The sequence below is a fragment of the Elizabethkingia sp. YR214 genome (assembly GCF_003058195.1).
Taxonomy (GTDB): domain Bacteria; phylum Bacteroidota; class Bacteroidia; order Flavobacteriales; family Weeksellaceae; genus Elizabethkingia.
Window position 1 is genome coordinate 24487 of sequence record NZ_QBUH01000004.1, and the last position, 19535, is coordinate 44021.

Annotated in this window: 20 protein-coding genes; 11 read left to right on the forward strand and 9 right to left on the reverse strand. The window is 36.2% G+C overall.

Annotated elements, in window-relative coordinates; all coding sequences use genetic code 11:
* Window positions 1-38: 38 nt before the first annotated feature.
* Window positions 39-620, reverse strand: a complete 582-nt coding sequence (locus tag C8J95_RS08695; protein WP_255412751.1) for a pyruvate decarboxylase — start codon at window positions 618-620, stop codon at window positions 39-41.
* 171 nt (window positions 621-791) lie between these two features.
* Between C8J95_RS08695 and rpsO the strand changes: the two genes are divergently transcribed.
* The 4 genes from rpsO (at window position 792) to C8J95_RS18940 (ending at window position 4516) form a co-directional block, all read left to right on the forward strand.
* Window positions 792-1061 carry a 30S ribosomal protein S15 gene (gene rpsO / locus C8J95_RS08700; protein WP_034869866.1) on the forward strand — a complete coding sequence of 90 codons (270 nt, stop codon included), beginning with the start codon at window positions 792-794 and terminating at the stop codon, window positions 1059-1061.
* Between the two features lie 68 nt (window positions 1062-1129).
* Complete coding sequence (locus C8J95_RS08705) at window positions 1130-1678, forward strand: DUF1003 domain-containing protein (protein WP_107807999.1); 549 nt, start codon at window positions 1130-1132, stop codon at window positions 1676-1678.
* Window positions 1679-1910: 232 nt separating this feature from the next.
* A complete protein-coding gene (locus C8J95_RS08710) occupies window positions 1911-4100 on the forward strand; it encodes a polyribonucleotide nucleotidyltransferase (protein ID WP_107808000.1) in 2190 nt (729 codons plus the stop codon).
* Window positions 4101-4387: 287 nt separating this feature from the next.
* Window positions 4388-4516: a hypothetical protein gene (locus tag C8J95_RS18940; RefSeq protein WP_255412752.1), complete on the forward strand. Its 129-nt coding sequence runs from the start codon at window positions 4388-4390 to the stop codon at window positions 4514-4516.
* Between the two features lie 77 nt (window positions 4517-4593).
* Here the strand turns inward: C8J95_RS18940 and C8J95_RS08715 are convergent, their stop codons facing one another.
* Both C8J95_RS08715 and C8J95_RS08720 read right to left on the reverse strand, forming a co-directional pair.
* On the reverse strand, window positions 4594-5787 hold the full coding sequence (locus tag C8J95_RS08715) for a DUF1501 domain-containing protein (protein WP_107808001.1): 1194 nt from the start codon (window positions 5785-5787) through the stop codon (window positions 4594-4596).
* Window positions 5788-5799: 12 nt separating this feature from the next.
* On the reverse strand, window positions 5800-7164 hold the full coding sequence (locus C8J95_RS08720) for a DUF1800 family protein (protein ID WP_107808002.1): 1365 nt from the start codon (window positions 7162-7164) through the stop codon (window positions 5800-5802).
* 212 nt (window positions 7165-7376) lie between these two features.
* Here C8J95_RS08720 and C8J95_RS08725 point away from each other — a divergent pair, with 212 nt between their 5' ends.
* From C8J95_RS08725 to C8J95_RS08755, 7 genes are all read left to right on the forward strand, one after another.
* Window positions 7377-7961: a hypothetical protein gene (locus C8J95_RS08725; RefSeq protein ID WP_107808323.1), complete on the forward strand. Its 585-nt coding sequence runs from the start codon at window positions 7377-7379 to the stop codon at window positions 7959-7961.
* Window positions 7962-8184: 223 nt separating this feature from the next.
* Window positions 8185-9225, forward strand: a complete 1041-nt coding sequence (glk, locus tag C8J95_RS08730) for a glucokinase (RefSeq protein ID WP_223200293.1) — start codon at window positions 8185-8187, stop codon at window positions 9223-9225.
* A gap of 103 nt (window positions 9226-9328) precedes the next feature.
* The gene (locus C8J95_RS08735; RefSeq protein WP_107808003.1) at window positions 9329-9895 is read left to right on the forward strand and encodes a YceI family protein; all 567 of its coding nucleotides are present in this window, start codon (window positions 9329-9331) and stop codon (window positions 9893-9895) included.
* 76 nt (window positions 9896-9971) lie between these two features.
* Window positions 9972-11012 (forward strand): S66 peptidase family protein, encoded by a 1041-nt coding sequence (locus C8J95_RS08740; protein WP_107808004.1) that lies wholly within the window; start codon window positions 9972-9974, stop codon window positions 11010-11012.
* A gap of 37 nt (window positions 11013-11049) precedes the next feature.
* Complete coding sequence (locus tag C8J95_RS08745; protein ID WP_107808005.1) at window positions 11050-11712, forward strand: alpha/beta hydrolase; 663 nt, start codon at window positions 11050-11052, stop codon at window positions 11710-11712.
* A 131-nt stretch (window positions 11713-11843) separates the two neighbouring features.
* Window positions 11844-13262: an L-serine ammonia-lyase gene (locus tag C8J95_RS08750; RefSeq protein WP_107808006.1), complete on the forward strand. Its 1419-nt coding sequence runs from the start codon at window positions 11844-11846 to the stop codon at window positions 13260-13262.
* 19 nt (window positions 13263-13281) lie between these two features.
* Window positions 13282-14031, forward strand: a complete 750-nt coding sequence (locus C8J95_RS08755) for a subclass B1 metallo-beta-lactamase BlaB-28 (RefSeq protein WP_107808007.1) — start codon at window positions 13282-13284, stop codon at window positions 14029-14031.
* A 19-nt stretch (window positions 14032-14050) separates the two neighbouring features.
* Here C8J95_RS08755 and C8J95_RS08760 read toward each other — a convergent pair whose 3' ends face one another.
* From C8J95_RS08760 to tsaE, 6 genes are all read right to left on the reverse strand, one after another.
* Window positions 14051-14527, reverse strand: a complete 477-nt coding sequence (locus tag C8J95_RS08760) for a DUF1203 domain-containing protein (protein WP_107808008.1) — start codon at window positions 14525-14527, stop codon at window positions 14051-14053.
* A gap of 87 nt (window positions 14528-14614) precedes the next feature.
* A complete protein-coding gene (locus C8J95_RS08765) occupies window positions 14615-15457 on the reverse strand; it encodes a prephenate dehydrogenase (protein WP_107808009.1) in 843 nt (280 codons plus the stop codon).
* A gap of 222 nt (window positions 15458-15679) precedes the next feature.
* Complete coding sequence (locus C8J95_RS08770) at window positions 15680-17188, reverse strand: NAD(P)H-hydrate dehydratase (protein WP_107808010.1); 1509 nt, start codon at window positions 17186-17188, stop codon at window positions 15680-15682.
* A 207-nt stretch (window positions 17189-17395) separates the two neighbouring features.
* Window positions 17396-17764, reverse strand: a complete 369-nt coding sequence (locus C8J95_RS08775) for a hypothetical protein (protein ID WP_034869804.1) — start codon at window positions 17762-17764, stop codon at window positions 17396-17398.
* Window positions 17765-18955, reverse strand: coding sequence for an alanine dehydrogenase (locus C8J95_RS08780; protein WP_059154948.1), 1191 nt, complete (start codon window positions 18953-18955; stop codon window positions 17765-17767).
* 39 nt (window positions 18956-18994) lie between these two features.
* The gene (tsaE, locus tag C8J95_RS08785) at window positions 18995-19405 is read right to left on the reverse strand and encodes a tRNA (adenosine(37)-N6)-threonylcarbamoyltransferase complex ATPase subunit type 1 TsaE (protein WP_078795350.1); all 411 of its coding nucleotides are present in this window, start codon (window positions 19403-19405) and stop codon (window positions 18995-18997) included.
* Window positions 19406-19535: the final 130 nt, after the last annotated feature.

The window sequence follows — 19535 nt, forward strand, 5'->3', positions numbered from 1 at the left end:
AAAAAAGTACTATAATGGAATATTATTTTTCTGTAACCTTAGGAAATGTACACACCAAGCATCTTTCTCTTGCGAAATTCTTTGAACATTTTCTGGATAGCTCCGGTAGTTCCAATTTTCACAGAGTTTTCAGCAGAACCAACAAGTCGTCCGTTTCCGCTATAAGTGTCGTAAGCAACTTCCATTACAAAGTCTCCCATCTTATTATAAGCTTTCATGCTTACAACAACCTGATTGGAAAGTACATACTTTCCTAAACCTACTTTGAAGTATTTTACCTTAGGCACCACGATAAGATCGGCCATGTTGTTATTGCAGAGTGTTTTTAGAGTAGGCACATCTATAGTGTCATAAGGCATCGGAGTATCAATCTTGTTTACCTTTATATTGCCCATGCTGTACATTTTATCTGTTACAGCACTGAAAAATGCCTGGTAAGTAGGCTCCTCTATGCCTTCAAATTCCGGATAGATCTCGGGACTCAGGTAGACTATTTTACCAATCTTACCCAGCTTGATATCATTGTTTACATAACGCAGGCTGTCACCAAAGTTAGCACAGCTAACCAGTAGTCCTGTTGTAATAATCGCTAATGTCCCAAAAAGTAGTACTTTTTTCATCTCTTTTACAGAGTACAAAAATACAGCCAATTACTGAGTTTTTGATAAAAAAGTATAAAGTTTTTTGAATTATTTGAATTTTAATTTTAAAATAGAATCAGTATTGTAAATGAAGAAATTAGTCGTATATTTGCACCCGAATTACATAATAATCATTTAAATAATATTGGAATGTATTTAACTAAAGAAAAGAAGGCTGAGATCTTCGCAAAACACGGACAATCCGCAACTGACACTGGTAGCTCTGAAGGACAAATCGCTTTGTTCACTTTCAGAATCAACCACCTTTCTCAACACCTTAAAAAGAACCATAAAGATTTCGCTACTGAGAAATCATTGGTGAAATTAGTAGGTAAAAGAAAAAGATTGTTAGATTATCTTAAAAATACTGAAATTGAGCGTTACAGAGCAATCATCGCTGAACTAGGTATCAGAAAATAAGATACAAGAAATTCTGTTAAAGCAACTCGTAAGGGTTGCTTTTTTAATTTTGTAACAAAAACACATTTATGAATCTGACCAAAAACAATATAGAAAAACTTAGTGCTTTAGAGAAAATTGCCAACGGTGCAATGTGGTGGATAGGTTCTATACCTTCTCTTATTGTACATACTATTTTCTTTATAGTAAGTTTTGCATTGCCAATTCTGGGCATTGTAGATTTTGATAAAATGCTTTTGGTACTTACCACTGTTGTTTCTCTGGAAGCTATTTATCTCGCTATCTTCATTCAGATGTCTGTTAACAGAAGTTCAGAAAATATTGAAGATTTGAAAGAAGATGTTGAAATTATTCAGGAAGACATCGATGAAATTCAGGAAGATATTGAAGAAATTCAGGAGGATATCGATGAGATCCAGGAAGATGTTGAAGAGATTCAGGAGGATGTAGAGGAGATTAGTGAGGATGACGACGACGAAGATCATAATGGAAGAGCAAGAGCAGTAATGTTGAAAAGTAAGGTCTCCAGTAATAAGTCCGATATCAAAATTCTGAAAGATAAAATAACCGAATTAGAAAACCTTATTGAAAACCTGAAAAAAGAACAGGGGGAATAGTGTATATTTGGTTCTTTCAGAATCCGGTAATATTTGTTTAATGAATTGATTGAGACAGCTAGAAAAGTAGTATGGAAGGGGTGAAAGCTCTCAATAGTACTTATGTTAAGTTGTTGTTATATTGCACCAGCTTTTTCAGCTAAAACAAAACAAATTCATTACCTTTGCGAACGAAAATTTAAAGAGTTTAAATAATAACATACTCAATACGGAGTATAAAGATGTTTTTTTTATGAGTATACCTCAAGCAATTACAGAAAAAATTGTACTAAGAGATGGTCGCGAGATTACCATCGAAACCGGAAAACTTGCAAAGCAGGCAGACGGTTCTGTTGTCGTTAGAATGGGCGACACTATGCTAATGGCTACAGTTGTAGCAAACAAAGAAGCTAATCCAGGAGTGGATTTTCTTCCTCTTACAGTAGATTACAGAGAGAAATTTTATGCTGGTGGAAAGATTCCGGGGAACTTCTTCAGAAGAGAAGCAAGACCTTCGGATCAGGAAATCTTAACAATGCGTTTAGTAGACAGAGTTTTACGTCCACTTTTCCCTGAAGATTTCCATGCTGAGGTTCAGGTAATGATTTCCCTTATTTCTTATGATGGACAATCTATTCCGGATGATTTAGCAGGTCTTGCAGCATCTGCAGCTATTGCTATTACAGATATTCCTTTCAACGGACCAATGTCTGAAGTTAGAGTAGTAAGAATCGACGGAAAGCTTTCAGTTAACCCAAGCTACGAGCAGCTTTCAACAGCTGATATCGACATTATGGTAGGGGCCACAAAAGACTCTATCGTAATGGTAGAAGGGGAAATGAAGGAGATTTCTGAGCAGGAAATGTTAGAAGCGATTAAATTTGCACACGAAGAGATCAAAATTCAGATTGAAGCTCAGGAAAGATTAGCTGCTAAAGTAGGAAAAGCTTTCCCTAAAAGAGAATACAGCCACGAAGATCACGACGAAGAAATTCGTGAAAAAGTATGGAAAGAGTGTTACGATAAAGTATATGAAGTAGCTAAATCTCCATCTAACAAAGAAGAAAGAGGCGAAAAATTCAAAGCTGTTTTAGAAGAATTTTTAGCTCAATATACAGACGAAGAAGAATTAGGACGTGTAACACCTTTTGTTAAAGTATACTACCACGATGTAGAAAAAGAGGCAATGCGTCAGATGATTCTGAACGAAAATATCCGTTTGGATGGTCGTGATCCTAAAACTATCCGTCCGATCTGGTCTGAGGTAGATTACCTTCCGGGAGCTCACGGTTCAGCAGTATTTACAAGAGGAGAAACTCAGTCTCTAACAGCGGTAACTTTAGGTTCTTCTAAAGATGCTAACATGGTAGACAGCGTCATTACTCAACACGATGAGAAATTCTTTTTACATTATAACTTCCCGCCATTCTCTACTGGTGAAGCAAGACCTCTAAGAGGTACTTCCAGAAGAGAAGTTGGTCACGGTAACCTTGCTCAGAGAGCTTTGGCTAACGTTATCCCGGCAGAAGTTCCTTATACTATCCGTATCGTTTCCGATATTTTAGAATCTAATGGTTCTTCTTCTATGGCAACTGTTTGTGCTGGTACACTAGCATTAATGGATGCCGGTATTCAGATTTCACAGCCTGTTTCAGGTATTGCAATGGGATTGATTACAGATCCTAAGTCTGGTAAATGGACGGTTCTTTCTGATATCTTAGGAGATGAAGATCACTTAGGTGATATGGACTTTAAAGTAACAGGTTCAGAAAACGGAATTACTGCTTGTCAGATGGATATTAAAATCCAGGGACTATCTATGGATATCATGGAAAACGCCTTAATGCAAGCTAAAGAAGGACGTCTTCATATTCTTGGTAAAATCCTTGAAACAATTGACACGCCTAGAGCAGATGTTAAACCACACGCTCCGAAAATGGAAATGCTTGAAGTTTCTAAAGACTTCATCGGTGCTATTATCGGGCCTGGAGGTAAAAATATCCAGCAATTACAAAAAGATACAGATACTGTTATCTCTATTGAAGAAATCGGAGAGATCGGTAGAGTTGAAATCGCGGGTACCAACCGTGAGAAGATCAACGAAGCGATTGCAAGAATTAACGATATTACCTTCGTTCCTGTTGTAGGAGAAGTTTACAAAGGTAAAGTTGTTAAGGTAATGGATTTCGGAGCTTTCGTTCAGCTTAAAAAAGGTACTGAAGGTCTTCTTCATATCTCTGAGATCGAATGGAAGAGATTGGATACAGTTCCGTACAAAGAAGGTGATGAAGTAGAAGTGAAATTCATGGGTTATGACGATCGTAAGAAAATGAAGCTTTCAAGAAAAGTACTTCTTCCAAGACCTCCAAAGCCGGAAGGAAAGCCAAAAGCTGAAGCAACAGAAGCTAAAACTGAAGGTGACAAACCTGCAGAACAAGCATAAAAATAGAAATTACATCATAAATGTAGAAAAGGCTGAAATTTATTTCGGCCTTTTTTTGTGATCAATTAAACCACATAGAAGCATAGTCTTTTAGTATTAGATAATAGATAAAGGTATACTCTATATTAGCGTTGAATACTCATAGCCAATGGGTGAAAATTTATTTTCCTGTGTAAAATTTTTATATTGACATATTCTATGTAGCTATATGGTTTTTAAAACCTTACCATTCTTTTATTTTTTATTTGGCGTGAAAGTTGTACCTTATTGCTGAAAAACAAAATATTATGAAAAGAATAGTAAGAGCGGCTTTAGCCTTTTTGATCCCAATTGCAATTGAATTTGTTATAAAAAAGATTACTGAAAAACGTAAAGATAAAAGAGATCAGTCTCCGGCAACTTTACCCAATTCATAATTGATAAAATAAAAATAACTCCTGAAATTTTCAGGAGTTATTTTGTTTCAAAGAATTAATATTTCTTCTAATACTAACTAAATGAAATCATAGAATGTATTCTGTCTCGACAAGATTTTCTGATCATCGGCATTTAACCATTTCTTTAGAATAGTAGCATATACATTCCGGAAATCTTCGGTGTAGATAAGATCCCCGTCATTTAGTTTTTCCAAATTGGACAATGGATTTAGAAGACCCTTTTTCTTTAGTCCGCCGCTCATAAGAAACATCTGATTGGCTGTTCCGTGATCTGTTCCTCCGCTGGCATTCTGAGCTACACGTCTGCCAAATTCAGAGAAGGTAACCAGTAATACATCCTGAAATCTGCCATTGGCTTTAAGATCATTAATAAATGCTTTTACAGCATCATTAATCTGCGTAAATAGATTTTTTTGTGTCTGAAGCTGGTTAACATGAGTATCAAAACTTCCTACAGACAGATAGTATACTTGTGTGTTGATATCTGAATTTATAAGAGAAGCAATGGTTTTAAAATCTTTACCTAATCCTGTGGCAGGATAGGTAGATGAAGCAGGTTTTACCTTTGTATTCTCGAGAATATAAGATGCATTGCTAATGGTATTACCCAAAGTTTGATAGAGGTAATCCACCACCTGCTCATCATGAGAATGAGAATCGTTTAACTTTTTATAAAAAGCCTCATTACTCGAATTAAATAGTCTTTTGGGATCTGTAACCGCTATTGCTTTATTCTGTGAGCCTTTCAAAGCAAGACTCAGCATATCGTCTATTTCCAGAGCTTGAGTTGGATGCGCGCAGGTATGGCAGGCTTCGTCCAGGTAGCGGCCCAACCATCCGGTTTCCCAAAAATCTTTTGAACTGCTGGCAGATTGCCAGATATCCATACTTCTGAAGTGTGATTTGTCAGGATCAGGATAACCTACATTGTTCAGAGCTGCAAGTTCTCCATTATCATATAATTCCTTAAAGAATGTCAGAGACGGATGTATAGACGCTTCATCAGTTAAAGAGAGTGCATCTTCTTTGCGTATAGATATACCATTTCGGTTTTTATAGTACAGGTCATTCCTTACCGGTATAATTGTATTCAGTCCGTCATTACCTCCGCTAAGCTGGAGAACAACAAGTATCTTGTTTTGTATCGGGAGTGCCTGCGGCAATTCCATTGCTTTTAGAAATTTAGGCATCATAAGAGATGCACTGGCTAATGAGCTTATTTTAAGAAAATTTCTACGATTGATCAGCATGATGTCAGGAATTTAGCATAGTTGGTATTCAGGAACAGACATAAGATTGATAACATCTGCTTCAAATGATTTTCCAGAGTATTCTTTAATAACATTTGAAGAAGAAGCAACTTTTTTCTGGAGAAGCAGATCTGCAAGATTCTGATCTTTCAATATAGTCTCTGCCTGCACCCAGTTGATATTTGCTTTTGCATTTTTTAGATTAAAATGTTGCTTTTGCCCCATATAGGTATCATCGTCCTCTTTAGGTTTATATACCATAGGAATAATACCGCTCCATATTTGTGGTATCTGCATTCTTAGCAGTAGGGTACTGCTGTCTATCCAGTTGGTACCACTTGGCCACCCGGCAACATTGGGCGGACGGAAGATAACCTGCCCGAGCAGATTGCCATAATTAATGATAACCTCCGGTTTTTCAAAGCTTAGTGGTAAAGTACGTTGTATGCCTACAAATAATTCTATAGGCGATTTTATTCTGGTACCGATATTATTCTCATTATAGAACCATTTTGATGTGAAAATATGGTCAAATAATTTAGCAATATTATAATTGCTTTTATAAAAGACAGTGGCCATTTCGTCTACAATCTGATCGTTGGCTGTTTCATTCACAAAAAAACGATAGATTTTGGCCGCTATAAATTTGGAAGTCGCTTTTTGTTGCAGAATAATATTCAGGATATCATTTCCGTTAAAATTCCCGGTTTGCCCCAGAAAAATTTTCTCACCATCATCATGAAGCTTTGGTCTTTCCTGGAAAATTCCCATTTTATCATAACCCCATCCTGTGAAAGCTCTTGCAGCTTCCTTTATATCTTTTTCCGTATAATGGCCTCTACCCATTGTAAACAGTTCCATTACCTCGCGCGCAAAGTTCTCATTAGGATGTCCCTTTCTGTTTTGCTGGTTATTCAGGAAGCTTAACATAGATGCCGACTGGCTAATCGCTTTTAGCAGGTCACCAAAATTTCCCAAAGCTTTTTGTCGTACAATGTTCAGTAGATCCTGATTAAAATTACTGTTTTGTATACGGGATGCAAAATGTCCCATCCAGAAAAATGAAACTTTTTCCCGAAGTTGTTGTGGAGAATATGCCATTTTGTCTATCCAGTCCAGAGCGATCTGATTGGTTTGCATATTCAGCAGCTGGTTTCTGAGTTTTCTGGCTTCCGGATTGTTTTTAATATTACTATCTACAAGCAGATTGTTCTCGTCCACTACTTTTATTGCAGGGACATCAGCTTCTGTAGAATCTGCCATAATTTGCTGCCATAGTTTCAGTGTGTCAAAGCTGAGTAAATTAAGACTATCGCTTTTGGGTCCAAAGCCTGCCCGCCACAATAGATGCTTGTTTTTTACAAAATTTGTGAGCATATTGCTTTATTATTTTTGCTATAATTAATATTAAACGTTAAGGTTAAAGATTAAATTGCTTTAAGCTTTTATAAAAATATATAAAAAACAGGTCTTTTTTTAATACTTAAACATGAGTTGGAGCCTGATGTATAAGGGTTTTGTTAATGTTTTGTTAATTTTGGCACGCTTTTTACAGGTGTATGGTAGTAAAATTTAAAAAAATAAATGTTATGAAAATGATTAAGCAAGCAGCTTTAGTAGCTGGTATTTTCGCAGCAGGGTTAGTAAGTGCTCAGAATGCTGATATGAATAATATGCTTAAAGTAGGTGTTAACGGTGGTGTTTCTACCGGGGGTAACACTTCTGCAAACGTAGGGTTTGATTTATCTTACCAAAATATTGTAACTCCTGGTTTCGGATTAGGTATTGCGACAGGATACAACCAATTTTTCGGAAAAACTAAAACTTTTTCGCCAGGCGGAGATGTTAAATACAATGACTTCGGAGTAATTCCGGTTGCTGCATTACTAAGATATTACCCTGCACGTACAGGTTTCTATGGTGGGGCTGACTTAGGTTACGGATTTATTGTAGGTAAAGACAATGTTGCAAAAGATGGTTCTCCTTACAATGCTGAAATGCCAAATGGTGGTTTCTATTTGAAGCCAGAAATTGGTTATCACAACCAAAACTGGAACTTCTTTGTTCACTATACTAAAGTATTTACAGGTAGCAAAGGACAGATTGGTGATGTTAAATTCAACGCCGGAACAATTGGCGCTGGTGTAGCATACAACATTCCATTAGGTAAATAGTTTTTTAATATTTAATAGTAAAAGCTCTCCCTTTTTCGGGGAGAGCTTTTTTGTTGTATAAGAATAAATATGGCTTGAAATTGATTTTGGAGTATGCTGTAATTTGTTTGTAATCAATAATTTGTTTGCTTTTTTAAGGTATGATGTTTTTTTATATTATATGAACAAAATGTTAAGTGCTTTTTTTATATTTTTGGGAAAATAATTATTTAATATGGAGTTAATGAGGTTTCCATTGCACCTTCCTGGTTGGAAAAATGCTGATAATGACGGACTTTCGGTAATTGCAACAGATATTGGAGGTACCAAAACAAACTTAGGATGGTTTGTTTCTGAGAATCATAAAATGGTATTAAAAGAAGAAGCTACCTATCCATCAAGAGATTATAGCTCCTTTAGTGATATCATCAAAGACTTTATCAAAAATTATAAACTGGAACTTCCGGATGTTTTGTCAATCGGAGTTGCAGGACCAGTTGTGGATGGTAAATGTATTACTACAAATCTTCCCTGGTCTCTGGATGTATCGTTATTGAAAAATGAACTTCGTATTAACCGCGTTGAAATGATCAATGACCTAGAGGCTACAGCTTATGGATTAGCCGAGGTAAATGATGGTTATCTGGCAACAATTCACAAAGGAAATCCTAATATCGACGGAAATGTGGCTATTCTTGCTCCCGGGACAGGTCTTGGTGAGGCTGGGTTATTTTGGGATGGTAAAGCTTTAAGACCATTTGCGACAGAAGGTGGACATTCCGAATTTTCCCCAAGAAATAAAACAGAGGTTGAATTTTACGAATATCTGAATTCTATTTATGGTATCGTAAGCTGGGAAACTGTAATTTCAGGTCCTGGAATTTTTAATATTTACAGATTCCTGCGCGATGTAAAAAAACATCCTGAACCGGCATGGCTTACTCAGAAGTTTGAGGAAGAAGGAGACCCGTCAGCGATTATCAGCCATACAGCTATGCGTGAACTGGATCCTACATGTTCTCTTGCAATGGAGATGTTTGTAGACTTTATGGCACGTGAGGCGACTAACCTTGTATTAAAACTAAAAGCAACAGGTGGATTATTATTAGGAGGAGGTATTCCTCCGAAGATTTTTAATTTGCTGAACAAAGATAAATTTCACCAGAATTTTATCGTAAGTGATAAAATGGAACATATACTAAAAGATATTCCGATCTACTTAATCCTGAATAGTAAAACTGCTCTAATGGGAGCTGCTTACTATGGAGCTTATGGAAGAGCATAAAAGGGAAAAATGCAGTTTTTATAGTGATTGTTGAAAACTTATCATAGGATAAGGCAATCGTCTATAAAAAAGGTATACTTTTGCATCAACATAAATTCAATACATGAAAAAGATAGGTTTTCTATTATTAATGACAGCTGGTTTGGCATTTGGACAAACCAAAAAAGTAGTTGGTTCTGATATCCAGTGGTGGGGCTATAAAGTGATGAAGTCTGATGCTTCTTCGCATTATGGTAAAGTAAATCTGAAAAGCGGTAATGTCGTTTTGAAAAACAATCAGGTTGCAGGAGGTACTTTCGTATTAGATATGACGAGTATCAATGCTACTGATGTTGCTGGTGAAGATCAGCAAAAGCTAAACGGACACCTTAAAAATGGTGACTTCTTTGAGGTTGAAAAATTTCCGACTGCAAGCTTTACAATTACTTCTGTAAAAGCTAACAACGATAAAGTTTACAACTATGTAGTAAACGGAAACCTTACTTTAAAAGGTAAAACAGAAGCTATCTCTTTCCCTGCAAAGATTAATAATAGCAAAGGGCAAGTAAGTATCGTGTCTAACAAATTCTCTTTCGACAGACAGAAGTTTGGAGTAAACTATAAAGCTGGTATGAAAGATGTTGTTATCAAAGATGATATTGATATGCTTGTAAAAGTGACTGCGAGATAAATAAAATATAGTTAGTATTTTTAATGAAACGGGAAGTAGCCTCTACTTCCCGTTTTTTTATTATATTTTTGTAAACATGATGCTTACCAGACCACAATTATTGAAGTCGGGAGATACTGTTGCTACCCTTTCTCTTTCATGGGGTGGGGCAGGAACTTTTCCGCACAGATATGAAGCCGGAAAAAAACAATTGGAGGAAGTTTTCGGACTCCATGTTATAAAAACAAGAAATGCTCTGAAGTCAGCTGATTACATTTATAAAAATCCTCAGGCAAGGGCAGAAGATTTAATGGAAGCTTTCTCAGATTCATCCGTAAAAGCCATTATTTCCAATATTGGAGGAGATGATAGTATCAGAACACTGCCTTTTACCGATCTTTCAGTAATCCGTAATAATCCTAAAATATTTCTGGGATTTTCAGATACCACAGTTACCCATATGGCTTGCTACAAAGCAGGGTTAACTTCTTTTTACGGAACATCTGTATTGGTTGGTTTTGCCGAAAATGGAGGTATGCATCAATATCAGATAGAAGATATTAAAAGGACTCTTTTCTCACCAGAACCTGTAGGCCAGATTTTACCTAATCATGACGGATGGACGACCGAGCGTTTAGAATGGGGAGAACCAGAATTGCAGGAAACTGAGCGTAACCTTGTAAAAGATAGTCAATGGAATTTTCTGCAAGGCACAGGAAAGGTTAAAGGGGAGCTGATTGGTGGTTGTGTAGATGTTTTAGAATTTTTGAAAGGAACAGATTTTTGGTTTTCAGAATCTGACTGGGATGGAAAGATTTTATTCATGGAAACCTCAGAAGAGATGATGTCTCCGCTTCAGTTTCGTTGGGCATTAAGAAATTATGCTGCACAGGGTGTTTTCAATAAAATTAGTGGACTGATTTTAGGAAGGCCTTATGATAATAAATATGTTCAGGAGTATAACGAAATACTGTTGCAGGTTATAAGAGACGAGGAAGGTAGGGATGATCTGACTATTGTAACTGAAATGAATTTTGGACATACTTGCCCCGTATTTACAATTCCTTACGGTGTAATGGCAGAAATTGATAACCAAAGAAAAACATTTAGTATTTTAGAGAGCGGCGTAATCTTATAAAGGAGAAGCTTTCGGTTTATATTATATTTGTAGTTAAATGCAACCTCAGGATTCTAAAATAAAACTCTATATCATCAGCGGGCTGGGAGCCAATGCACGTGTATTTGACAAAATAACTTTTAAGGAAGATATTGAGCCTGTTTTTATCGATTGGCTAATGCCGGAAAGGGATGAAGATTTTGATCATTATATTTCCAGGATGGCAGAAAAGATAGACGATAGCAAAGAGTTCTATTTATTAGGTTATTCTTTCGGTGGTGTTTTGGTACAGGAAATTCATAAACTGAAACCTGCAAAAAAGATTGTTATTCTGGGGAGTATTAAATCATGTCATGAGAAATCAAGGTTCTTTAATTGGAATCAGCTATTGCGTTTATACAAAGTAGTTCCGATGAGTTTTTTCTCCAATAAGAAAGCTATTTCCTATGCTTTTTTCCGTAAAGCTAATGACAAAAGGATTGATAAGCTGTATGAATACTTTACGGTCAGACAGCCTTATTATCTAAAATGGTGTATTCATCAGATCTTAAACTGGAAAGGGGAGGAGCAAAAAGAAGTCGTTCAGATTTTGGCTGATAAAGATGTGGTATTCCCTGTAAAAAATTCTGCTCCGGATTATATTATTAAAGGAGCTTCTCATTTGTTCCCCGTCACCAGAGCGAAAGAATTATCGGATATTTTACGGGAAGTTTTTGGTTAATATCTTAGAAATTGATGAGCTTTTCATTGCTTTGATTTAATTATTTCCAAATTTTCAAATTCACCTGTTATAACCCATATTTATCATTGACTACCTGTAGATAAAATGCTAAATTTGTATAAATTCAGATTATGCAATCGATTAGTGTTTTTGAAATTATAAAAGTGGGTATAGGCCCTTCCAGTTCTCATACTATGGGCCCATGGAACGCAGCAGAAATGTTTCTGGATCATATCCGTCGCGAATATAAAATAGCAGATGTAAAAGAAGTTTTTGTAGAATTCTTTGGTTCACTAGCCAAAACGGGAATCGGACACGGTACCGATATTGCCGGAATGATGGGGCTGAGTGGTGAAGATTTTAAATTAATAGATACATCTAAAATAGATGATAAAGTAGCTGAGATAAAAGAATCTCAGAAGTTAAATCTTGGTGGAGAGCATGTGATTCCTTTTGTATATGGACATCACTTAATCTTGAATATGGAAAGAGCTCTGGATTTTCACCCTAACGGAATGATTTTTCGTGCCGTTTTCGATAATGGTGATGAAATATCCAAAGATTATTATTCTGTAGGTGGTGGATTTGTAGCGACGCAGGAAGAAAATTCAATAGAAAATAATTGTGTTCGTACACTGTATCCGTGTCACCATGCCGAAGATATTAAAAAGTATATCGACAAACTAAACCTTAACAGGATTTCGGATCTTATTCTTTTAAACGAAGAATCATGGAGATCAGAAGAGGAAACCCGCAAGCAGGCATTATATATCTGGCAACAGATTAAAGAATGTATTTACAAAGGAGTAAACCGTGAAGGTATTCTTCCGGGCGGATTAAATGTGACGCGTCGTGCTGCAGGTATTAACAGGAAGCTTTTAGGTGATAAAGTTTATAAAAATATAAACGAGTGGTTCCAGTTGGTTGTAGATGCTGAAGAAACATTCAGTACAATTAATAAATGGGTAAGCTGTTTTGCATTAGCAGTAAATGAAGAAAATGCTTCTTTCGGAAGAATTATCACTGCACCTACAAATGGTGCAAGTGGAGTAATTCCTGCAGTTCTGATGTACTCGCAATGTTTTACTGAGCATATTTCAGACGATGATATTGTAAGGTTCTTAGTTGTAGCCGGTGAAATAGGAACACTATTTAAAAAGAATGCAACTATTTCCGCAGCAATGGGAGGTTGCCAGGCAGAGATCGGAGTATCTTCAGCAATGGCAGCAGCCGGATTAACCGAAATTATGGGCGGCTCTCCAAAACAGGTATTGCAGGCGGCAGAAATTGCAATGGAGCATCACTTAGGACTAACATGTGACCCTATTGGTGGACTTGTTCAGATTCCATGTATCGAAAGAAATTCAATGGGAGCTATAAAGGCTATAACAGCCTCTAATATTGCATTGGAATCTAATCCGGATAATGCGAGAGTTTCATTGGATCAGGTTATTAAATCGATGTGGGAGACTGCTTTGGATATGAATACCAAATACAAAGAAACATCGGAAGGAGGGCTTGCTGTAGCAGTAAATGTAGCAGAGTGTTAATAATACAAAGAAGAAAATAATGATGAAAAGATTAAAAGGGGTATTGGTTCTGGCTTTAGGATTTACAGGACTACAGGTTTTTGGACAACAAAATCCTGATATTAAAATTGAAAAATTAAAAGAAAATTTATACGTTTATACAACCTATAATACATTCAAAGGAACTAAATATGCAGCTAATGCGGTATATATGGTAACTGATAAAGGAGTAGTGGTTATAGATTCTCCATGGGGAGAAGATAAATTTAAAAGTTTTACAGACGAGATTTATAAAAAACACGGAAAGAAAGTCATCATGAACATTGCTACTCATTCTCATGATGATAGAGCCGGAGGTTTTGAATATTTTGGTAAACTAGGTGCAAAAACTTATTCTACTAAAATGACAGACTCTATTTTAGCAAAAGAGAATAAGCCAAGAGCGCAGTATACTTTTGATAATAATAAATCCTTTAAAGTAGGTAAGACCGAATTTCAGGTTTATTATCCGGGAAAAGGTCATACAGCAGATAATGTGGTTGTGTGGTTCCCTAAAGACAAAGTATTAGTAGGAGGCTGCATTGTAAAAAGCGGTGATTCGAAAGACCTTGGGTTTATTGGAGAAGCTTATGTAAATGACTGGACACAATCCATACACAACATTCAGCAGAAATTTCCCGATGTTCAGTATGTCGTTGCAGGTCACGATGACTGGAAGGATCAAACATCAATACAACATACACTGGATTTAATCAGTGAATATCAACAAAAACAAAAGGCTTCAAATTAATGAAGCCTTTTTCCTTAATTTAAACTGAACGCTTAGCCAGACAACTATAGCAGCCTGGTTTGGCATTGTGAATATGGATATAGTCAATATCCGTATTTTCTAACCACTGATGCAAAACATTTTTAAGTTCTGTTCCGTTTATAACATCAGCTTGTATCATAGCTTCATTTTTATCATAAGCGCGGAGGGATAAGAGTCTTCTAGTGAGTATATCCGGAATTTCATTTTCCGCTATTTCTTTTGTCCGGGCATTTTCTCGAATAAAAATTGCACCTGCAGAATTATAGGGAGAATTGGTTTTTAAATGCTCAAATGATAATAATAGAACACTTTCTCCAATCTCAGCATCTTCCAGACTAATACGACAGGGAAAAGCATTGGCTTTATTAACTGTTTTTCGGACAATATTACGTTTTGCTAATTCTTCGTCTGACAAAGCAAATAATGGTGAAAATATTTCGTGATCTAGTCCCTGAATTTTAAAATTTGTATTCATTCTTTTTTCTTACAAATTTTGTCCAAAACAGAATGTTTTACAACCCGATTCTTGCTTATTTAGTTGTCTTTTGAAAGCTTTTAAATACTATTTCAGGATCCCTCTTATTTTATTTGCCTTAAGAATTAATTCCTCCAAATATTCATAATTCTCTTTTTCCAGCGCCGATTTGAACTTTCTCAGCTGAGAGATATGTTCATTGAGAACATCCAGCACATTCTCTTTATTTTGTCTGAAGATAGGTACCCACATTTCCGGATGTGATTTTGCCAGACGCACTGTACTTGAAAAACCTGAACTGGCCAGCTGAAAAATAGTATCTTCCTCTTTTTCTTTTTCAAGAACCGTATTGGCAAGTGCATACGAAGTAATGTGTGATATATGGCTGATATAAGCTGTATGGATATCATGATCTTCAGAATTCATATACAATAAATTCATTTCCAGAGCACCATACACTCTTTGTACCAATTCTACAGCATCTTCTGCAGATTCTTCCTGATTACAAATCACCGCCGCTCTACCGGTAAAAGCATCTGCCATTGCAGCAGTCGGGCCACTATTCTCGGTTCCCCACATAGGGTGAGTTGCTACATATCTGGGACGATTCAGATGATTTTTAATAGCCTTTACAATTCCGTCTTTAGTAGAACCTACATCCATTATTGTCTGCTTATCATTTAGCAGATCCAGTATATTAGGAAGAATTATTCGGGCTGCATCTACGGGGATAGCAACAATAATCAGGTCAGCACTTTTTACACCTTCATCAAAAGGAAGATAATCATCTATAATTCCTAATGATTTAGCTTCTTTTAAATGTTCTTCATTTTTGTCAATTCCAATAATTTTAGAGGCAAGCCCTTTCTGTTTTAATTTTAAGGCCATCGATCCGCCGATAAGCCCAGTTCCAATAATACTGATATTCATGATTCTGTTTTCTTTACTATACTAAAAAAATAAACCCTGTCTTATAAGGACAGGGTTTATTAATATTTTGACATATCATTCTTGTCCTAACGGTCGTTAAGATTAGAATAATAATATGCGTTGTTCATTTTCACGAGGCTAAATTAGAAATTAAGGATGAGGTGACAAAATTTTTTATTCAAAAAATATTAGTTCCTTTTAAAATCCGTTTAGAATTCATTTTTACCTGGTAAGATCAAAATAAGCAGCACTTATAAAATTTGAAATATCAGAAGCAACCAAAGAATGCGGATGTATTTTTTCTGTTGCTAAATCTCCGGCTAATCCATGTAAATAGGTGCCTAAAAGGCAGGCTTCGTGAGGTGAATAACCTTGCCCTAAAAGTGAAACAAGTATTCCAGAAAGAGTGTCTCCGGAACCTGCAGTCGCCATTCCCCAATTACCTGTGGAGTTGAAATAGCAATTGCCATCGGATAATATACTGGCGGTGTAAGCTCCTTTTATTAAGATATTGATTTCATATTTTAAGGTGGTAGCTCTTACCTTTTCAATTTTTTCAAAGTCATCCTTCCAATCACCAATCAATCGCTGTAGCTCTTTTGGGTGAGGTGTAAGAATAGCGTTTTTTGGAATATATTGAAAGGGCTTTTTCTGCTTTGACAGAATATTTAAAGCATCGGCATCAATAACAAAATATTGATTAGGATTATCTTTCAGACATTTTAATATTAGCTTTTCTGTTTCTTTGTGCTGACCTGCACCCATACCAATAGCTATAGCCTGATATGTGCTTAAATCCGGAGCTTTGGATAAATACTCTTCACTAGGATCTGTGATACACATAGCTTCTGTTATGCTATTCTGCATAATATTGTAACCACATCTAGGTAAATAAGTAGTGACAAGACCACTGCCAGTTTTTAGTGCTGCCAGGCTACTTAGAACTGTAGCCCCAATTTTTCCGTAGCTGCCCCCCATAATTAATACATGGCCAAAAGTTCCTTTGTGCGAAAATTTTGAAGCTGGTTTTAAGAGCTTTTTTACCATCCTTTTTTCGACGAAATAATAGAAAGAATCAAAACTATCCCGGATGTTTTTATCCAGGTCTATTTTAACAATGGAGAAATCGTCCAACCATTTTTGTGATACTGGGAACAGAAGACCTGCTTTTGGTATCTCAAAAGTAAACACATGATCAGCTTTCATACAGGGATAATCTTCATCCATTGCACGGTCAGCAACAAAGCCTGATGGCAGATCAACCGCAAAAATACTAAGAGGTGAAGAATTTGTAATCTGTTGGAAAACATCTTTCCATTTCTTATCTAAAGGAGTGTGTAAGCCATTTCCGAAAAGTGCATCTATCACTATGGTACCTTCATGAATATCAACAGTAGTGCTTTCATTGAAAAAAGTAACGTTGATACCCATATTTTTTAACCTTTTCTGGTTCTCCAGATTTTCTTTGGAATATTGCTCGGCCTGGAGCAGGAAGATGTTGACTTCGAAATTTTTTCTGAATAAAATTCTGGCTATTGCCAGACCGTCACCACCATTATTTCCTTTTCCACAAAATATACTGAAAACTGGTTGCTGGCCCTTTATTTTATCCAGAATAGCATCGGTGACTGCTTCTGATGCACGTTCCATTAGCTGCCACGGGGATATATTCTGAATCGCAATAGTTTCCTGATCTAGAAGTTTAATCTGATCGGAGTTTAGGATTTTCATAACCTAAAGGTAAGGATTACCTAAAGTAAATCAAATTTTTAATCCAATAAAGCATAGATAAGTTTTCTCAATTAATTGTAGAATTTAACCTGATCTCTTGAATTAAAGTGCCTTATGAAGGTGAGCATAATACTAAATATTAATTTTGACAAGGCTGGAGATTATAAATAAAAATGACCGGAATTTCTTCCGGTCATTTGTTTATGGTTAATTTATCTTTTTGATGTTGATAAACTGAGCATTTTCTTTGCATTTTTCGTACTGTACTTCGTATACAGGTTTTTTGGAAGGATAGAAAAGCAAGTACTTTGGGCAAGGCTGCTTTTGAGCTTCACTTCTGTCAAAGTCTATTTTTCCCTTGCTCACAATACTGTCCTTTAGGAATTTCTCATTCAGGTTTAATGCCTTTAGTTCTTGCTGAAAATCCGGAGAAAGAACAAAGTCTTTCGTAAGGGTTTCCGCAACCACACGGTCATTTGGAAAATAAGAACAACTGGTTCCTTTTTGGTTTAGAATAAAAAATACAATGATGATGCCCGGAATAAGGCCTATTAAATAAAATCTGAATCTCCGCATTTAGAAAATTAAAAGGTTGATATCGTGGTATTGCATTCCGAATTTGTTTGCAATAGCCTGCTTCGTAAGTCTGCCTTTATACATATAAAGGCTCTGCTTCATTTCACTATTTTTTACCAGAACATTTTCGAAACCGCCTTCCTGATCAAAATCCAGTAAGTAGCTTAAGAAGAAATTGCTTATAGCCTTTGTTGTTGTTCTGGACATGCGGGAGGTAAGGTTAGGTAATCCGCAATGGATAACACCGTGCTTTATAAATGTAGGCTTGGAAAGAGTGGTAAGTTCTGATGTTTCGACACTTTTGCCATTGTCTACAGTGACGTCTATAATTACACTGCCCTTTTTCATATGCATTACCATATCCTCGGTAACGATAGGGAACATATTAAGCCTTGGTAATGCTCCGATTACAACATCGGCGCGTCTCAGGCTCTTTTTTAATTCTTTTGGATCGATAATAGAAGTAGGTACTCTGCTGTCTACCATCACATTTAGCCTTCTTAGTTTGGATAAAGAATTATCGAATACTTTTACGCTGGCACCTAATCCAATAGCTGCTTTTGTTGCATATTCACCTACAATTCCGGCACCCACAATTACAACTTCTGTAGGTCTTACTCCTGTGATCCCGCCAAGCATTTGCCCGTTGGTCTGTGCAAGAAGTTCAGAAGAGTAAAGAATAGAAACCGTACCGGCAATCTCTCCGATAAGACGCACAAGAGAATACTGCTTATACTCATCCATAATATATTCGAACGCAATTGCATTGATTTTCTTTTCGGATAATTTCTTGAAGTATTCTTTGGAGCTCAGGTTGATCTGTAATGCAGAGATAATGTAAGAACAAGGCTTAAGGAATTCTATCTCCTCCAGTGTTGGCGGATTGATTTTCAGAATAATATTCTGATTAAATACTTCCTGAGTGTCTGTTGTCATTTCTGCACCTGCCTCAGCGTATTGCAAATCAGTAAAAAAAGAACCTTCTCCTGCACCATTTTCCATAATAATGCGGTGTCCGGCCTGTACTAATACCTGTACTGCATCTGGTGTAAGACATAGTCTTTTTTCGTCAAGACATGTTTCTTTCGGAATTCCGATGCTGAACTTTTTTTCCTTTCGTACAATTTCTAATTTCTCTTCCTTGGGGATGAGTTCTTTTTCTGTGAAAGGTGTAAAAATTGTTGTACCCATTTTCTAACTTTTATATCAATCCTTATAACAAAGATAGGACTATTTAAATTTTATTGTTCTTGTGTTATCAGAATTTGTGATTTCCATTTCGTGGTGCGGTAGATCAGAAATTTCATCCTGAAATATCTCAGGCCATTCAATAATACTAAGGAAGGCATTGTCCAAATAATCTTCGATGCCAATGTCGTATACTTCTTCTAAGTTGCGTAGCCTGTAAAGGTCAAAATGAAAAATTTTGCCTTTTGGGCTCTCGTATTCATTTACAATAGAATAAGTGGGTGAGGTAACTTCGTCGTTACTTCCCAAAGCTTTTACAAGCTGTTGTGTAAATGTCGTCTTTCCTGCTCCAAGATTACCTTTCAGAAACAGGATATTATGCTTCAGATGTTGCTTGATTTTCTCAGCAACCTCCTGCCATTGTTCTATGGAAGAAATTTCAATTTCCAGCATTTTTTATTCTTTAATCCTGCAAATTTGTATTTTTTAATGTTACAAAACAAAAAAGCCAGGTAAATAATTTAACTGGCTTTTATCATTTTGGCTGTAAAGGTGTTTGTTTACAGTATGTTTCGGTATTTTA

What these genes read in the sequence shown, in the direction of transcription:
- C8J95_RS08740 (WP_107808004.1), top strand. Translation starts at nt 9,972, where the DNA reads ATGATGCTTACCAGACCACAATTATTGAAGTCGGGAGATACTGTTGCT.
- tsaE (WP_078795350.1), bottom strand. Translation starts at nt 19,405, where the DNA reads ATGCTGGAAATTGAAATTTCTTCCATAGAACAATGGCAGGAGGTTGCT.
- C8J95_RS18940 (WP_255412752.1), top strand. Translation starts at nt 4,388, where the DNA reads ATGAAAAGAATAGTAAGAGCGGCTTTAGCCTTTTTGATCCCAATTGCA.
- C8J95_RS08770 (WP_107808010.1), bottom strand. Translation starts at nt 17,188, where the DNA reads ATGAAAATCCTAAACTCCGATCAGATTAAACTTCTAGATCAGGAAACT.
- C8J95_RS08760 (WP_107808008.1), bottom strand. Translation starts at nt 14,527, where the DNA reads ATGAATACAAATTTTAAAATTCAGGGACTAGATCACGAAATATTTTCA.
- C8J95_RS08745 (WP_107808005.1), top strand. Translation starts at nt 11,050, where the DNA reads ATGCAACCTCAGGATTCTAAAATAAAACTCTATATCATCAGCGGGCTG.
- C8J95_RS08725 (WP_107808323.1), top strand. Translation starts at nt 7,377, where the DNA reads ATGAAAATGATTAAGCAAGCAGCTTTAGTAGCTGGTATTTTCGCAGCA.
- C8J95_RS08735 (WP_107808003.1), top strand. Translation starts at nt 9,329, where the DNA reads ATGAAAAAGATAGGTTTTCTATTATTAATGACAGCTGGTTTGGCATTT.
- C8J95_RS08720 (WP_107808002.1), bottom strand. Translation starts at nt 7,164, where the DNA reads ATGCTCACAAATTTTGTAAAAAACAAGCATCTATTGTGGCGGGCAGGC.
- C8J95_RS08775 (WP_034869804.1), bottom strand. Translation starts at nt 17,764, where the DNA reads ATGCGGAGATTCAGATTTTATTTAATAGGCCTTATTCCGGGCATCATC.
- glk (WP_223200293.1), top strand. Translation starts at nt 8,185, where the DNA reads ATGAGGTTTCCATTGCACCTTCCTGGTTGGAAAAATGCTGATAATGAC.
- C8J95_RS08705 (WP_107807999.1), top strand. Translation starts at nt 1,130, where the DNA reads ATGAATCTGACCAAAAACAATATAGAAAAACTTAGTGCTTTAGAGAAA.
- C8J95_RS08780 (WP_059154948.1), bottom strand. Translation starts at nt 18,955, where the DNA reads ATGGGTACAACAATTTTTACACCTTTCACAGAAAAAGAACTCATCCCC.
- rpsO (WP_034869866.1), top strand. Translation starts at nt 792, where the DNA reads ATGTATTTAACTAAAGAAAAGAAGGCTGAGATCTTCGCAAAACACGGA.
- C8J95_RS08695 (WP_255412751.1), bottom strand. Translation starts at nt 620, where the DNA reads ATGAAAAAAGTACTACTTTTTGGGACATTAGCGATTATTACAACAGGA.
- C8J95_RS08765 (WP_107808009.1), bottom strand. Translation starts at nt 15,457, where the DNA reads ATGAATATCAGTATTATTGGAACTGGGCTTATCGGCGGATCGATGGCC.
- C8J95_RS08750 (WP_107808006.1), top strand. Translation starts at nt 11,844, where the DNA reads ATGCAATCGATTAGTGTTTTTGAAATTATAAAAGTGGGTATAGGCCCT.
- C8J95_RS08755 (WP_107808007.1), top strand. Translation starts at nt 13,282, where the DNA reads ATGATGAAAAGATTAAAAGGGGTATTGGTTCTGGCTTTAGGATTTACA.
- C8J95_RS08715 (WP_107808001.1), bottom strand. Translation starts at nt 5,787, where the DNA reads ATGCTGATCAATCGTAGAAATTTTCTTAAAATAAGCTCATTAGCCAGT.
- C8J95_RS08710 (WP_107808000.1), top strand. Translation starts at nt 1,911, where the DNA reads ATGAGTATACCTCAAGCAATTACAGAAAAAATTGTACTAAGAGATGGT.